Origin of the sequence: Lysinibacillus sp. FSL K6-1151, from assembly GCF_038630755.1 — a bacterium.
Taxonomy (GTDB): domain Bacteria; phylum Bacillota; class Bacilli; order Bacillales_A; family Planococcaceae; genus Lysinibacillus; species Lysinibacillus fusiformis_D.
Window position 1 is genome coordinate 2619648 of record NZ_CP152040.1, and the last position, 15647, is coordinate 2635294.

Genomic DNA, 15647 nt, shown 5'->3' on the forward strand with positions numbered 1-15647 from the left:
ACAAATATCTACTTTTCTTTACACGTACATACATTCTTAATTAGAGGTGGTAATTTTAGCTAATTTTTAAAAAGATACGTTCCGTAGCTGGTCTCTAGGCATCTGTGTAAGCCTATATGCTGTTGAAACATAATCTATGATGATGAATATCCCACTTTCATGAGAAAGGATGTAAGTATTAGCTCAAATATCGACTATACCTCTCCCTCTACAGAATTCACTTTTGATGTTAATAAAAGTACGCTTTTTAAAAAGGATTCACAAAATTACATTAATATTCTTAGTGTGGAACAATTAAATACAGTAGAAAATACATCTTTACTCGATATTTTTTTGAGTAAAGAAAATATCGTTGAGCCACACTACCATCAAAATGCCGCTGAGCTCGTCTATTGTATCGCTGGGGCAGCGACGGTTTCCATCTTGAATCCCTTTACAAAGAAAATACAAAACTATCCCATTAGACCTGGGCAAGTTGCCAATATACCGCAAGGCTGGTGGCATTATGAAATAGCAACAGCAGATAATACTCATTTACTTGCGATTTTTGATGCACCAACGCCAGAGGTCATTTTAGGTTCCGATATATTGAAATTTACACCAGCAAATATTATGGCGCATACGTATTGTTTAGATGAAGAACAATGGAAGAAAACAATTGCACCGATTGTTCCATCCACTTATATCGGACCACCAAAAGGCTGTCATCGTGTCCAGTCAGCAACCGATCAAACTCCGTCAAAACAAACAATGCCGCAGCACTACATGAAGCCATGTCCATACCCTTATCCATATCGCTACCCTAATCCTCACATGTCTCCTTATGGCACCTATTATTAAAGGCTCGTTAGTAAACTTTTATTGTAAAAGATGAATAGAATGTCATTTCCTGTCCATCCTAATCTTAGATAAACTAAGAGTTAGGAAGTGCCATAATGATAAAGGACAATCTAGCATCGTTACAATTTAAGGAAATTTTCAAGCTTTGGTCACAGCTTGGTGTCAATCAAAGCTATATTGCTTCAAGCCATGCCTTTTTTAAGCATACACGTGATAAACATTTAAAAATCATGATCTTGGAGTTTATTCAATGTTTAAAAGAGGAAAATAAGCAGTTGACATTATTATTAAAGGAAAATGGCATGTTGGCACCCACTACAGCAATCGAGTACAGTAAGATGAAACTAACGGATCTTCGTGGAAAATCGGCTATTAATGATGGCGAAATTAGTGCTATTTTATCCATGAATATTGCCTCATCTTTAATTGCTGTAAGCCAAGCACTGGATTTGTCAGTAAAAAAGCTCCACTTAACTAAATATGGTGAACTTCATATGCGTTATGCACTATTAGGGGCAAAATTGATTGACCTCAGTAAGCGTAAAGGTTGGATAGTAGCACCTCAAAGCTAAAAAGAAGCATCCGTTTTATCTAACGGAAGCTTCTTTTTTGACCTACTATCGATTTCTCACGAACAGTAGCTTATACCATTGGTTCACTAGGAATGGTAATACCGATAAGCTATAAATAAAGCCTAGCTGAGCTGTCGTTAATGGAGCTACCTCAAAAACTGTTGTGAGCATTGGCATAAACAAGACAATGTGTAAGCTAAATACACCGATGATAAAGGCAAGCCAAGTATATTTATTCGAAAATACGCCAATAGCAAAGATTGATTGTTTGGATCTGGAGTTAAAGCCATGCACTAATCTTGATAGGCATAATGTGGTAAAGGCCATTGTGCTGGCTGTTAACGTATCACCTGTCGATAAACCGATTTGAAACGCAATAATGGTGGAAATGGCGATTAATATACCTTCAAGCACTACTTGTGTTGTAAAGGCTTTATTTAATAAAGGAGTATGGATATTTCTAGGCTTGTCCTTCATTGTTTTCTTATTATTTGGCTCTAAACCGATTGCGATTGCTGGTAGACTATCTGTCAATAGGTTAATGAATAATAGATGCACAGGTGCAAAAGGAACAGGTAAGCCTAAAACAGTGGCATATAACACGACAAAAATAGCACCCGCATTTCCTGATAATAAAAACAGAATCGCATTTTTAATATTCGTATAGATGCTACGACCATTGGCAATTGCCTTGACAATCGTCGAAAAATTATCATCAGTTAAAATCATGGACGAGGCATCTTTCGCAACCTCTGTGCCTGTCACGCCCATTGCTACACCAATATCGGCTTGTTTCAGGGCTGGCCCATCATTGACACCATCCCCTGTCATGGCGACAACATGCCCTTTATCCTGCCAGGCTTTGACAATTCGAATTTTTTGTGCTGGTGTAACACGAGCATACACAGAATAATCATGTATTTTTTCTTGTAGCTCTTGATCGGTTAAACCTTCGAGTGCATGTCCTTCTATAGCTTCTGCTGGATTTTGTAAAATACCAATTTGTTGAGCGATAGCTGTTGCTGTAATTTTATGGTCCCCTGTAATCATGACGGGCTTAATACCTGCTTTTATACAGCTTTCCACAGCCTCTTTCGACTCTTTTCTTGGAGGGTCCATCATCGCTACTAAGCCAACAAAGATTAAATCTCGTTCAGCTCTTGTATCGACTTTTTGTAGAGGCAATACCTCCTTATAAGCAATAGCTAACACCCTTAAACCATTCATAGAAAAATCACGATTCACTGCTTCAATTTTCTGGCGATGCTGCGCAGTCATCTCAAAAATACCAGTTGTTGTTTTGATTCGTGTCACTTTTGGTAAAAGTACATCTAAAGCCCCTTTAGTAATCATGATAGGTTGCTTGTCCATCTGATTAACAGTACTCATGAGCTTTCTCGCTGAATCAAATGGAATTTCAGCCAGTCGAGGATATTGCTCGCGAACTGTCAATTCATCTAAACCATATTGTTTCCCTAATTTCACGAGGGCAATTTCTGTAGGGTCACCAATTTCTTTTTGCTCACGCTCGACAGCGTCACTACATAGAAGCGCTTTTACCATCAGCTCTTTTTCCACTGGGTTCGTTGGATTCAGCCAATCGTGTGGAATCTTTTTCTGGTCGACGAAAACTTCCTGTACGACCATTTTATTTTCGGTTAAGGTACCCGTTTTATCAGAGCAAATAACCGATACACTTCCTAAGCTTTCAACAGCATAAAGCTTGCGGATGATCGCATTTTCCTTCGCCATTTTCTGGGTGCCAAAAGCTAATACAATGGTCACAATGGAGCTCAATGCCTCTGGGATCGCTGCAACAGCAAGGGATACAGCAAACATAAAGGATTCCACTAAGGCCCTTCCTCGAATAAGGTCAATCGTAAAAATAGCTAAACAAATTAGGGTAATGCCTAGTGCTAATTTTTCACCGAATTGATCAAGACTAATTTGTAATGGTGTTTTCTTCTCCTTGGCCGTATCGAGTAAATTCGCAATTTTTCCGATTTCGGTCTGCATTCCGATCGCAGTAACCATCACGATGCCACGTCCATTAGTCACAAAGCTTCCTGAATACACCATATTTTTCTTATCCGCAATCGTTACATTATTTTTCCGAATAGGGTCCGTACTTTTTGCTACAGCAATCGATTCGCCTGTGAGCGAGCTTTCATTGATGTGTAAATTATGGCTTTCCAGTAGCCTGCCATCCGCATTGATGTAGTCGCCTGCCTCCAACATCAGAAGATCGCCTACCACAATTTCTTCAGAAGAAATCTCCACTAGTTGATGATTACGCATGACTTTGGCAATCGGAGAGGTCAATGCTTTCAGATTATCTAGTGACTGCTCTGCCTTCACATGCTGCACCGTGCCTAAAATAGCATTTAAAATGACCACGATCATAATCACAATGGTGCTTCCCACTTCTCCTAGTAGAAAGGAAACGAAGGCCGCAACGAGTAAAATAATGACCAATAAATCTTTAAATTGACCCATGAAAACAGCCCATGTACTTGTTCTTTTCCCTTCCTCTAATACATTATAGCCATAGATTTGTTGTCTTTTTTTGACGTCATCATCGGTCAAGCCTTGTGTGGTGACGTTCAATATTTTCATGACTTCAGCAGATGATTGTTGATGATATTCAGTCATTGGGTTCTCCTTCCATTTACAAGATTTGAAGGTTTCCTTTAAAAAGTAGTATTTACACTTAAATCTCAAACTCCTCAAGTCTGTAAATTCATTAACTACAACAATCTATTCCATAGAGAATTGGAGTATGCTAAGAAACCATAGAGAATTTAATTTTTGAAACGATTCGAAAATAGATTCAAAAAAAGGTATTGGGATGGCTTTCCCAATACCTTACAGGCAGTTGTTCTATTACGAGTTATGATGTGCTGATGAATAATCTACGTGCTGCTCCTGACCAAGAGGTGCTCTTTTGATAGAGAAGATGGCACAAGCTAATGCACAGAGAACTAGAATCGTACCAAAGCTTGCTAAGTGCATAACGGACCCTGTCCAAGCAAACATAGCGCCTCCTACTGCTGATCCGATGGAGATCCCGATTTGCAGGGCAGCTGTATTTAAGCTTTGCTGAATATCAGATGATTGAGGATCTGCCTGAATTAAATAATTTTGTAATGGTGGTGTCAAAGCCCAGCTCAACGCCCCCCATAAAACCGTAAATACTAAAAACAGTGGCAGGGCAATAACTGTATAAGGAATAGTAAATAACACAATGGCAAAGGCAGAGACGATTAAAATAATAGCCTTGCTTGTGCCAATTTTATCACTCACCCAGCCTCCTATAGCGTTCCCGCTAACAGAGGCAATACCGAAAATTAAGTAGCAAATACTAATCCATGAGGCACTCAGATCAAATGCTTCTACTAAAAATGGTGTTAAATAAGCGTAGAGCATGTAATGACCCGCTAACATAAACAGCGTAGTTAACTGTGCTGTTAGGATTTTCAAATTCGCCAATGATTTGATTTGTGCCTTCAGTGGCACTACTTCTCCGATTGGCATTTTTTCAAGCAATAAGGCAATTAAAACCATTGAAATCGTTGACAGGATACTAATACCTAAAAATACAGCACGCCAGCCAAACGCTTCTGTAATAAAAATACCCATTGGCACACCGATTACAAGCGCGGAACTTACGCCCATAAAAACAAGCCCTAATGCTTTGGCACGGTGGCGAGGCTCTACGATTTTAGTAGTAATCGTTAATGATAATACGATGACTAACGCTGTACTCATCGCTGTGAAAATACGAGCAATTAGCACAATGATGAACGTTGTACTAAAGAAGGTCATTAGATTCCCTAACGTGAAAATAAATAAAGAAATAAGGAATAAGCGCTTCCGTTCCACCTTGGCTGTCAAGGATAGTAAGACTGGCGCAGAAATCGCATAAACCAGTGCAAAAATTGTGATTAATTGTCCTGCTGTTGCTAATGATACATGTAAATCCTCTGCAATATTTGGCAGGATTCCACCAACAATTAATTCAACTAACCCTACTGCGAAGGTTGTCACTGCAAGAATATAAACTCTCCAATTCATCGTAATCTCCCTTTCATTACACTTCCATTTTTATAGGAGATTCTTTTAAAACATAATAAAAAAATCCTGACTACAAAAATGAAGCAAAGTTTTGTAGTCAGGATTTTATGGTTCCTGGTAGAGACCCTCAATCCATATTATTGAGGTTATACAGATCAAATATTTACTTTAGCTATAGTAGCACATCAAAATTTCATTGACAATAGATTTTTTTCATAGAATGAACGCCATCATAAAACCGTGGAATCGAGAGAAAATTTTGAATTTCTGCTTATATTTCGACGAATTTGACCATACATATTAACATACAATAACTATTTTAAGAGGTGATTGTTTGCGCATAGTAGGATTTGTTTGCTATTTTTTAATACTATTTTATGGCGTAGAATTAGTAGTAGAAGAGTTCACGATTGAAGAACCAGCAATCCATTCTCCAGCAAAAAGTAGGCCGTCGCCCATTAAAGAAACCGTTGAAAACTCAAGAATTTGTGTCTATTATCCCACGTATAAAAGCTGTACAGATTTACCCCAAAATTAAAAAGAGGCTACTCAAGGGAGTGACCTCTTTTTCATCATTTTGAACCAATATGAAAATGGCTAAATGGATATAGTATTAATTTTGATTCACCGTAAACTGCATCCTCGGAAATTAAACCATAATGGCGACTATCACTACTTTTTAGGCGATTGTCACCAAGCACAAAAAACATTCCCTTTGGCACTTCTTGTTCATTCACTAATTGTTCCAACGTAAAGTTTTCCGTAATGCGTAATTGATTAGGATCCTCTGTTTGGCGATTGACATAATCTTCTTTGTACGCTTTGCCATTGACATACAATACATCATCTTTCATTTCGACTTTATCTCCTGGAAGACCAATTACACGTTTAATATATAACTCATCCTCTACAGGTGATTGGAAAACAATTTGATCGAAACGTTCGATTTTACTTGTTTTACTTACAATAATAATATCCTTATCATGATACGTCGGATACATCGATGCTCCCTGCACTTTGATCGGCGCAAATAAAAATTGCTTACAGCCAAAAACGACAACTGCTGTAATGACAATAATTTTAATGTAGGATAGTATTTCTTTTTTAAAATTAGATGTTTTTTCCTCTTGCATGCTCATTCCCCGATACTGTTTTTTTATATAGTATAACATTTTCTCTATACTATTGACGAATGAATCACATAAATAGTTACCAATTTATCGACTAAGCTTTCGTATAATTGCGTCCAGATTTTTTCATGCTGACGAGTAAAAATGAACCTGTGATACCTGCTGAAATAACATAAAAAATAGACAAGGCTACAAGGTAGCATTGTCTAAAAATGAACGTTTTAGTTGTTTGGTCATTATGAATGGTTAGATAGTGTAGTAGAGTGACGCTGCTCGTTTAATAAATCTGCTGCTAATACGATACCCACTGGTAATGCAAATGCTAATAAAATTGTGCCTATAATCATCACAATCACTCCTTTAACCATTTCTAATGTCAGTATACACTTAATTTTCTGATATTTCAAGAAATATTGGAAAATGATTGATGAAGCCATAAAAAAATCATTCAACTAGGCATGCGCCCTACCTGAATGATTTTTTATCTCTTACATAAACAATTTTAAACACAATACTTGTAGGCCTCTTATCGCTGATTGGACTGGATTTTTTCGCACTTTACGTTTAGGTACATAGCTTTGCATGCAATGATTCAGTGCTGTATACCTAAGCACCTGGGTCCTCCCATTCATTCATCTCCCTCCCTTCATGGCCCAAAGTTGTAGCTAACTTACTTACTTTTTTGTAAATGATTTTTTAAATCTATTTGTATTTCTTCAAGCTCTGTCTCATTCGGAATGTAGTACCAAATATGGTTAATCCTTTGACCATCCCCCTCGTCAAATGACAACTGTTCAATATCTGCATCCATCTTTTTATAAAGACCTTGCAGCTGAATAAGATCCTTGACAGAAAAGTTCATACGCACATTATCACCTAGAACATTCAGCATATCTGTTGCTTTTAATAACGTAGATGGTGTAGAAGCTTTTTTCATTACAGCTTCAATAATTTGGCGCTGACGAATTTGGCGACCAAAATCACCGCGCGGATCTTCGTAACGAATACGTGAAAAAATCAGTGCCTCATTACCGTCTAACGTAATTTCTCCCTCTGGGAAATGATATTCATCAAAAGTTAAATCCATATCATTATTGATGGTTACGCCCCCAAGCGTGTCAATAATTTGTAGAAAACCCTCCATATTAATAAACACATAATAATCAATAGGTATATTTAGAAAATTTTCCACTGTATCTACAGCCATCGGAACGCCACCAAAGGCATAGGCATGATTAATTTTATCAACGGTATCATGACCAATAATTTCTGTACGTGTATCACGGGGAATACTAAGCATTTTCATTGTCTGTTTTTCAGGATTCACAGTAATCACAATCATAGTATCGGAACGGCCGCTATCATCTTTTCGTTCATCGACCCCAAGCATGAGAACCGAGAATGGTTCTTTTTTGATCACTGTTTTTTCTTCGAGTTGTGCAGCATCAGTTGTTTGAATAAGTGGTGTATTTATTTTATTCATAGTTTTTTGGATGGTAAAGTAAGCAGCACCTATAAAAATTAAAAATATTGCTAGTAGGCTACCGACTATCCACAGCCATAATTTTTTCTTGCTCTTTTTCTCTTTTGAGCGTTTCATATTTTTTTCCATACATTAGTCCTTTCTTGCTTAACAATTTTGCCCCTCTTTTTGACGTATTAAGTTGGAAAAAAGTTTATCTAGTCTACTTATATGCATAATGGACGAAAAAAAGACGTACACTAGTATTTACTAAATTAACAGCATACTATTCCCTCATTTGTAAATTCCCTTCCTATTAGAGCCACCTATTAGGCTGACATCCACTTTATTTATTGAAAATTCATTATTATTAATATATAATCTTAAGATACACTGTATCTATAATAGAAACAATTAATATAACTTATTTTAGGAGGAATGACCCTATGTTTCAAAATAGAAGAGAGAAACTAGTTTCCTATATGCAGCAACAGCAAATTGATGTGGCGATTCTTGTACCTGGGTCGAATATGTCTTATTTTACAGGTCTCCAGTTAAAGCAAAGTGAGCGCTTAACGTTAGTGGCTATCACGGCTAACAATCAATTATATTTTCTAGTACCACAAGTAGAACTAACAAAAGTTGATACGGAGTGTGCGAATGCTATCGTATCTTATTCAGATGAAGAGGGACCGACACAGGCCATCTGGCAATTAAAAAAAGAGCTGGGAGCGTCGCAAACACTTGGTGTGGAATTTGACACGATGCACGTAAAGGAACAAAAAGCAATCGAACACCTTACATATAACAATTTATGTGACATCGGTGAATCCATTCGTGAACTCCGTATGAAAAAAGAGCATCATGAAATAGCCTTGATGCGACAGGCTGTACAAATTGCAGAAGAAAGTCTTGAAGCAACTTTGCCAACGATACGAGCTGGTGTTTCAGAAATGGAAGTCGCTGCACAATTAGAATATGAAATGAGACGACGTGGTTCAGAGGGAACACCTTTTGGAACCATTGTGGCATCAGGCTACCGAGGAGCGCTTCCCCACGGCAGAGCAAGCATGAAAAAAATAGAGACAGGCGAATTGATCGTCATAGACTTTGGGGCCATTTATAAGGGCTATGTGGCAGATATGACTAGAACGGTAGCTTTAGGGGAGATTTCTCCAACTTTAAAAACGATTTACAGCATTGTTAAACAAGCCAATGAAACGGCAATAGAAGCGATCAAACCAGGCATGACAGCACATGACATTGATGCTATAGCAAGAGGCATTATTCACGCCGCAGGCTATGGTGACAATTTCACACACCGACTTGGCCATGGTATTGGTTTAAGTGCACATGAGGAACCTTATATCATGCAGCGTAATCAGCTAGTATTAAAACCTGGTATGGCATTTACAGTGGAGCCAGGTATCTACGTTCAGGATGTCGGCGGTGTTCGTATCGAGGATAATTTAATTGTTACAGAAAATGGTTATAAGAATTTAATGACCTATCCGAAAGAATTAATCATTTTATAAGGCTGGTGCGCACAATGTTAAATATGATGAAAATACAAAAAGATATGCCGCTACTAGAGCACTATATTTATTTAAACACGGCTGCTGCTTCTGCCATGCCCCAGCCAGTAGTGGATGTAATGACTAGCTATCTTCAAAAACAAGCGAGTATTGGTCCCTACTTACCCTCTTTTCGTCAAGAAATATATGCACAGGTAGAGCGTATACGAGAGAAAAGCGCATTATTTATCGGCGCCAAAAAAGAAGAAATTGCCTTTGTGCCAAACGGTTCAATGGCTATTAATTATATAGCAGGGGGCTTGCAATGGGAACAAGGTGATGAGGTCATTGTGCTCGATACAGAAATGTTAAGTAACTATGTGCCTTGGCTTGCCCTTCAGCAACAAGGTGTTCAGTTAAAAGTTTTGAAAACTAATGCGGAGTATCTAGTAGATTTACAAGAGCTGGAGCAACTCATCACGCCACACACAAGATTGATTGCCTTTGCCCATATGTCCAATGCTGCTGGTGCACTCCAGCCCGCCAAGGAAATTTGTCAGCTGGCACAGCAACACCATGTATTAACATTGATTAATGCCAATCAAACTGTTGGTTTAACACCGATACATGTTGCAGAGCTTGGCTGTGACTTTTTAGTTGCCTGTGGCCGAAAATGGTTGCGCGGCCCTGAGGGTTCAGGTATTTTATATGTGCGCCAAGCGCTTATTTCAGCACTCACACCTATTATGATTGGCTGGGGTAGTACCCAGTGGGATTATCAAAACGATGAGTATTCTTTTTTAGAAACAGCGAAACGTTTTGAGCCAGGCTGTCCAATCATCCCAAGTATTTTGGGATTGGGAGCAGCGATTGACTATGCCAACGCTATTGGTATTCACTCTATTTATGAAAGAGTACAACAATTAACAAACTATTTAGTAGAACAGCTCTCAACCATCCCAGGTATTGTGTTATATGGTCCACAAAATAGTGCACATCGATTATCCATTACGCCGTTTAATATAGAAGGGATTTCTCCAGATGAGCTAACGAATGAATTAGCAGAACGTGGGGTCATTATTGAGGCTGGCACATTTATGGCCAATACCATTATGGAACGTAATAAGATTAGTCAAATGGCTCGTTTTTCCCCACATTATTTTAATACGTTTGAAGAAATAGACACGGCTGTATCGTTCATGAAGGAAATCAGAGCAAAGGCCCAAGATAGATATTAACTATCTTGAGCCTTGTTTCAAGCTTATTCATGATACAGCTTAAAGCTATACTGATCGAAATAACGTTGAATATTCATCGCTCCATATTGAAGAATATTCACCATTTCAGGTAACTTTTCCTCTGTTGGTTTACGATAAATAGGTCCTGCAATCGTTAAAGAAGCAATTACTTCTTTTTTGCTGTTAAAAAGAGGTACACCAAGCCCAAAAACAGAATGAGCATATTCCCCCGTCGAGAAGCACCAGCCTTGTTGTTGAATTTTTTCTAAATCGGCTATCATTTCTTCGGGGTCAGTAATCGTTTCTGGGGTTAATCTTTTCATACCATGCTCCATAATCTCCTTCTTCCGATCCTCAGGTAGATAGGCCATGATGACTTTACAAGAAGCCCCAATATGTAGTGGTGTTCGTGTGCCCATTGACACCGAAAACTTAATTGTTTGAGAGCCTTCAGCTATTTCCACGGTGACGCCATCTTTGCCATCTAGCCATGTTAGAAATACCGACTCTTTAATGGTTTCTGCAAGATTTTTCATAATTGGCAAAACAAAATCAGAAAGATTTAATTTATCTTTCACCATCTGACCATACTCTAAAAAACGAAGCCCTAATTCATATTTTTTTGTCTCAGGATTTTGAATCAGAAATCCATGACTCTCGAATGTAACTAAAATTCGATAAATAATAGAATGACTAATATTCATCTCCTTTGCTAATTCACGCACACCCCATGTAGGATTTTCTTTATTAAAATATTTTAAAACCTCCAATGAGTTATCCAATGTTTTTAATGTCATTTCACACCTCGATTGTCTCTATAATAGAACCGTATCTTGATTATAAAATGAAGCTGGACAATTTTCAATAAATTCAACTATTTTACAATTAGATTTTAAACAAAATATTGAGTTCGGGGGCCCTATCTGTTTAGAGTGATTCTATTCGAGCAAAAGGTGCGCTCTATCCACTAGTTTTCCCGTTTTATCCTTCACATATTGAGTTCTATCCTTCAGTTTGAGTATCCTATCCGTTCAAAGCCATTCTATCAGGCAAAAGGTGCGCTCTATCCACCAGTTTTCCTGTTCTATCCTTCACATATTGAATTCTATCCTTCAGTTTGAGTATTCTATCCGTTTAAAGCCATTCTATCGAGCAAAAGGTGCGCTCTATCCACTAGTTTTCCCGTTCTATCCTTCACATATTGAGTTCTATCCTTCACTTTGAGTAATTCTATCCGTTCAAAGCCATTCTATCGGGCAAAAGGTGCGCTCTATCCACTAGTTTTCCCGTTTTATCCTTCACATATTGAGTTCTATCCTTCAGTTTGAGTATCCTATCCGTTCAAAGCCATAGACTTCCACCACCTATGACATTAATATAAATATCCAGCAAAAAATCAACTCACCTCTATAAAATTTCTTAGAGGCGAGTTGATAATTAGCTAGTCATTTTTCTGTTGAATTCCCTGTACTAATTTCTCTTGAATCAGCAAATATTGGGCAATTTCCTTGTCATCTAATACTTCAAAAAGCTGTACAAAGACCTCTTTCCCGATGGATTGAGCCTTCGCCAAAGCTACTTTCCCCTCTTCCGTAATTTGCAAGCGAATGGTGCGACGGTCAGATGGATCATAAAGTCTTTCCGCTAATCCAAGCTTAACCAATTTTTCTGCAATGCTTGTCATAGCACCTTTCGTATAGCCAATGGTTTCAGCTAATTCTGCTTGTTTTTGAGGGCCTTTAACATGTAGTTCGTTTAACACTAAAATCGGTGAAATTCCTAAAGGATATGGAAACGCTTTTGTAAAGCGTATAATATTGGCATTATTCACCTGTTCAATCATATGAATGAGTTTAAAAATATTTGTCTGTTTCAAAAAAATCCTCCTCGAACGCCGCGAACTAATGAAGCATTAGTGAACCTCCATCCACCATAATCGTTTGACCCGTGATGTATTGGGAATCGTCAGAAGCTAAGAAAACAGCTACTCGACCGATATCTTGCTCAATATCACCAAAACGACCAAGTGGAATTTTACTTCTAACCGCTTCATAATATTCTGGTTGTGCTTTTGCCCATGCCTGTACACCTGGTGAATCCGCAAGTGGACTAATGATATTGACATTGATACCAAAACGTCCCCATTCATTTGCGGCAACACGAGAAATACCGCGGATTGCTTCCTTAGCTGCAGCATAAGCTGCCTGTGTCTCATGGCCTTGAATACCTGCCCCAGATGCAAAGTTAATAATATTGCCCTTCGTTTCTTTTAAATGTGGGAGTGCTGCTTGCATTAAATAGAAGGTTGGATAAAAACCTGTCCCAAACGATAAATCAAGATCTGCCTGTGTTGTTTCTTCTATTGTAACTTGTTTCGCAGCATGAGCGTTATTAACTAGCACATCTAGTTTACCGTATTTTTCTACGACTGTATCAATAATTTTTGGTAATTGATCGCGTTCCATTAAATTCGCCTGCAAAAACATAGATTTTGGTGAGATTTCTTGCAATTCTTTTGCCATTACCTCACCCGCCTCTGCATTTAAATCAACAATTGTAACGACAGCCCCTTCCTTTGCCATTGCTTTTGCCATCCCACTACCGATACCGCCTGCTCCCCCAGTAATGATAACCACTTTGTCTTGTAGTTTACCCATCGCTAACACATCTCCTTTTCTTTCACTCTAATTTAGATTAACATTAAACTATTTAATTTTAAACTAAATTACTTTACCTTTATTAATCCGTCACTACTATCGCTTAATAATCATTCAACTAGCTATTATTTTTTGTTAATCGAATAAAAAGAAAAGCCTATTTTGGAGAAAGGTTAATCCAAAATAGGCTTTTCTAAAATTGATCTTTCCTGCAAGATAGTGCCGATTACTCTTTTCAAAACTTCTATTTCTGATTTGATATTACACCAAATATAGACCCTTTAATGTATGCTTGTCCTTGTAATGACTCTAATTGCTCTGGTGTGCCCGTAACTACTGCCCCTATCATTTTCACATCACTTTTATCAATGGTTCCTTTTTCCCCTATTAAAGCTTGATAAACCTGGTTTGTTTCCCATTCGAAGTTCTTGCTTTTACGAAGAAGCTCAATGTTTCGAATAAAGGTGTCAACCTCGTCACTTGAAGAACGTCGAGCTTTTGGTTTTGATTGCTCTGATTGAAACCCATAAATGTACGGATAATTGGCTGCAATCGTATTCTGTCCTTGCTTCAAAAAATTTATGGTATCCTCTGTAAAGGTATCCACCCACCACCAATCTACTTGTACATCAATAGGTAACTTGCTTTTAATCTCATCAAAACTATATGCATTGTCAAAAGAAATTGCTAGTTCTATTGAGGTATTTTTTTCCAATTGATTCAGTTGGCTGATACTATCTTGATAATTATCGTATGAAATCTTTGGATGATAAAAAAACATTTCTCGATCACCAGTGTAGTCATTAAACCGTTCGAATTGATTTGTTTCTGCTAGTGATTCTGAACTTTCTATTTGGATGGAGCTAGAGCCGTAACTTCGTGTAAGCGTTCCAAATAGATTATAATCACTTTCGATAGGCTTCCAAATATATGGTCTATGCTGATCTCCAAGTACCTTATATGTTGTTGTTTTTATTTTGCCTCCAAACAAATTATAGTCATATATCTGATTACTAATTTGAATATTTGGAGCACTTATTTCGTTAAATAAATGAATGTCATCCATTACTTTTTGAGCACTATTTAACGATAAATGCCTAAGACCATACCACAATACTATTAGAACAATGGGTGTAACGATGAGTGTTATGCTAATAATTTTTATTGTGGACCAAAACTTCGCCTTTCTCATTATTTTTTTCGTCTGTTTTTCATCAAACAAAAAATCATTTTGTTCTTTATTCATAATGGATATCCCCCTTAAATCGTTTAGTAAATTCTTCTTTAGCACGTCTGACATGCGTTTTTAGTGTGTTTTCATTTTTATTCATTAAGGCAGAAATTTCTTTGTACGATAATCCTAACTCATATTTCAGGATTAATAATTCCTGATGCAAGATGGATAGCGTTTCAAGTGTGTCTCGTATATCCTTTAATTTCTCCCTTTTTAGAACCTGAATATCAGGAATATGAATCAATGAAGTCAATTGAACTTCATCAAATTCTGTTGTTGGATGACGCTTTTCTTTTCTTTTGAGATCATAAAATTGATTGGTTGCCACACGATATAACCAACTCATTACTTTGTCTGACTGAATCCCATTTTTATGTAATAAAAATTTATAACATGTATCTTGGACGATATCTTCTGCATCCTCATGGGCTAATCCACGTTTTCTCAAATAACGGTAGAGCAGAGATCCTACTTGCTGCAGAAACTCATTCATTGATTGATTTACCATGTCTACCTCCCTTCTGCCTATACAACGCAGAGCTCAATGAAAAGTTTACATATTAAAAAAATTTCTACTAAATATTTCAGTTTACCGAAAAAATACAACAAAAAGGGAGCTGTGCATAATGGATGCTATACGGGGAGAGATTTCAGTAATATATTTATTGGTTTAGCTTTCGGCTTGTTTATGCACGATACCGTTCAGCTTCAATGGAAAACGACACGTATCGGTGTGGTAAGTTGGAAGACTACTAGATTTATTGGTTCAATTTATTCGACTAATAAAGATGCCGCGAAGACAAATCTCGCCAAAGCACAGTTCTGGTTTTGCAATGTTGGTTTACTATTGCTTTTTCTTGGCATGATAATGTAACCTACTGGTTATTTGAGCTTTTCATAGCAGGGGGTGGCGTTGCTGTAGTGCT

At 37.6% G+C, this 15647-nt stretch carries 15 protein-coding genes and 1 riboswitch; of the genes, 5 read left to right on the top strand and 10 right to left on the bottom strand.

The genetic code is table 11. The annotated features are described in order from the left end of the window. Window positions 1-159 precede the first annotated feature (159 nt). Both MHI04_RS12705 and MHI04_RS12710 read left to right on the top strand, forming a co-directional pair. Window positions 160-840, top strand: a complete 681-nt coding sequence (locus tag MHI04_RS12705) for a cupin domain-containing protein (protein ID WP_036129120.1) — start codon at window positions 160-162, stop codon at window positions 838-840. A gap of 95 nt (window positions 841-935) precedes the next feature. Further along, window positions 936-1412: a DUF3231 family protein gene (locus tag MHI04_RS12710; protein ID WP_058844181.1), complete on the top strand. Its 477-nt coding sequence runs from the start codon at window positions 936-938 to the stop codon at window positions 1410-1412. A gap of 45 nt (window positions 1413-1457) precedes the next feature. Here MHI04_RS12710 and MHI04_RS12715 read toward each other — a convergent pair whose 3' ends face one another. Then, window positions 1458-4064, bottom strand: a complete 2607-nt coding sequence (locus MHI04_RS12715) for a cation-translocating P-type ATPase (RefSeq protein WP_058844180.1) — start codon at window positions 4062-4064, stop codon at window positions 1458-1460. 231 nt (window positions 4065-4295) lie between these two features. After that, window positions 4296-5486, bottom strand: coding sequence for an MFS transporter (locus MHI04_RS12720; RefSeq protein ID WP_036129111.1), 1191 nt, complete (start codon window positions 5484-5486; stop codon window positions 4296-4298). Between the two features lie 74 nt (window positions 5487-5560). Next, a riboswitch (purine riboswitch) is annotated at window positions 5561-5660 on the bottom strand. Between the two features lie 160 nt (window positions 5661-5820). Here MHI04_RS12720 and MHI04_RS12725 point away from each other — a divergent pair. Further along, window positions 5821-6024, top strand: a complete 204-nt coding sequence (locus MHI04_RS12725) for a hypothetical protein (protein ID WP_036129108.1) — start codon at window positions 5821-5823, stop codon at window positions 6022-6024. Between the two features lie 34 nt (window positions 6025-6058). On the opposite strand, the gene lepB is transcribed toward MHI04_RS12725, so the two are convergent. The 3 genes from lepB to MHI04_RS12740 form a co-directional block, all read right to left on the bottom strand. Beyond that, complete coding sequence (gene lepB / locus MHI04_RS12730; RefSeq protein ID WP_036129105.1) at window positions 6059-6619, bottom strand: signal peptidase I; 561 nt, start codon at window positions 6617-6619, stop codon at window positions 6059-6061. Window positions 6620-6852: 233 nt separating this feature from the next. Beyond that, a complete protein-coding gene (locus tag MHI04_RS12735; RefSeq protein ID WP_036129103.1) occupies window positions 6853-6963 on the bottom strand; it encodes a hypothetical protein in 111 nt (36 codons plus the stop codon). Window positions 6964-7286: 323 nt separating this feature from the next. After that, complete coding sequence (locus MHI04_RS12740; protein ID WP_340811365.1) at window positions 7287-8228, bottom strand: LCP family protein; 942 nt, start codon at window positions 8226-8228, stop codon at window positions 7287-7289. A 296-nt stretch (window positions 8229-8524) separates the two neighbouring features. Here MHI04_RS12740 and MHI04_RS12745 point away from each other — a divergent pair, with 296 nt between their 5' ends. Both MHI04_RS12745 and MHI04_RS12750 read left to right on the top strand, forming a co-directional pair. Beyond that, window positions 8525-9613: an aminopeptidase P family protein gene (locus MHI04_RS12745; protein WP_342534894.1), complete on the top strand. Its 1089-nt coding sequence runs from the start codon at window positions 8525-8527 to the stop codon at window positions 9611-9613. Window positions 9614-9627: 14 nt separating this feature from the next. Continuing rightward, entirely contained in the window at window positions 9628-10830 is a 1203-nt protein-coding gene (locus MHI04_RS12750) for an aminotransferase class V-fold PLP-dependent enzyme (protein WP_342534895.1), read from the top strand. Between the two features lie 23 nt (window positions 10831-10853). Here the strand turns inward: MHI04_RS12750 and MHI04_RS12755 are convergent, their stop codons facing one another. The 5 genes from MHI04_RS12755 to MHI04_RS12775 all read right to left on the bottom strand — a co-directional run bounded on the left by MHI04_RS12755 (window position 10854) and on the right by MHI04_RS12775 (window position 15229). After that, window positions 10854-11627 (bottom strand): IclR family transcriptional regulator, encoded by a 774-nt coding sequence (locus MHI04_RS12755; protein WP_036129090.1) that lies wholly within the window; start codon window positions 11625-11627, stop codon window positions 10854-10856. Between the two features lie 644 nt (window positions 11628-12271). Beyond that, window positions 12272-12706 carry a MarR family transcriptional regulator gene (locus tag MHI04_RS12760; RefSeq protein ID WP_036120548.1) on the bottom strand — a complete coding sequence of 145 codons (435 nt, stop codon included), beginning with the start codon at window positions 12704-12706 and terminating at the stop codon, window positions 12272-12274. A 25-nt stretch (window positions 12707-12731) separates the two neighbouring features. Beyond that, window positions 12732-13487 carry an SDR family oxidoreductase gene (locus tag MHI04_RS12765; RefSeq protein ID WP_036120550.1) on the bottom strand — a complete coding sequence of 252 codons (756 nt, stop codon included), beginning with the start codon at window positions 13485-13487 and terminating at the stop codon, window positions 12732-12734. A gap of 244 nt (window positions 13488-13731) precedes the next feature. Continuing rightward, complete coding sequence (locus MHI04_RS12770) at window positions 13732-14733, bottom strand: anti sigma factor C-terminal domain-containing protein (RefSeq protein ID WP_340809140.1); 1002 nt, start codon at window positions 14731-14733, stop codon at window positions 13732-13734. Next, the gene (locus MHI04_RS12775) at window positions 14726-15229 is read right to left on the bottom strand and encodes an RNA polymerase sigma factor (protein ID WP_089932625.1); all 504 of its coding nucleotides are present in this window, start codon (window positions 15227-15229) and stop codon (window positions 14726-14728) included. Before MHI04_RS12775 ends, MHI04_RS12770 begins: the two co-directional genes overlap by 8 nt. Between the last annotated feature and the right edge of the window lie 418 nt (window positions 15230-15647).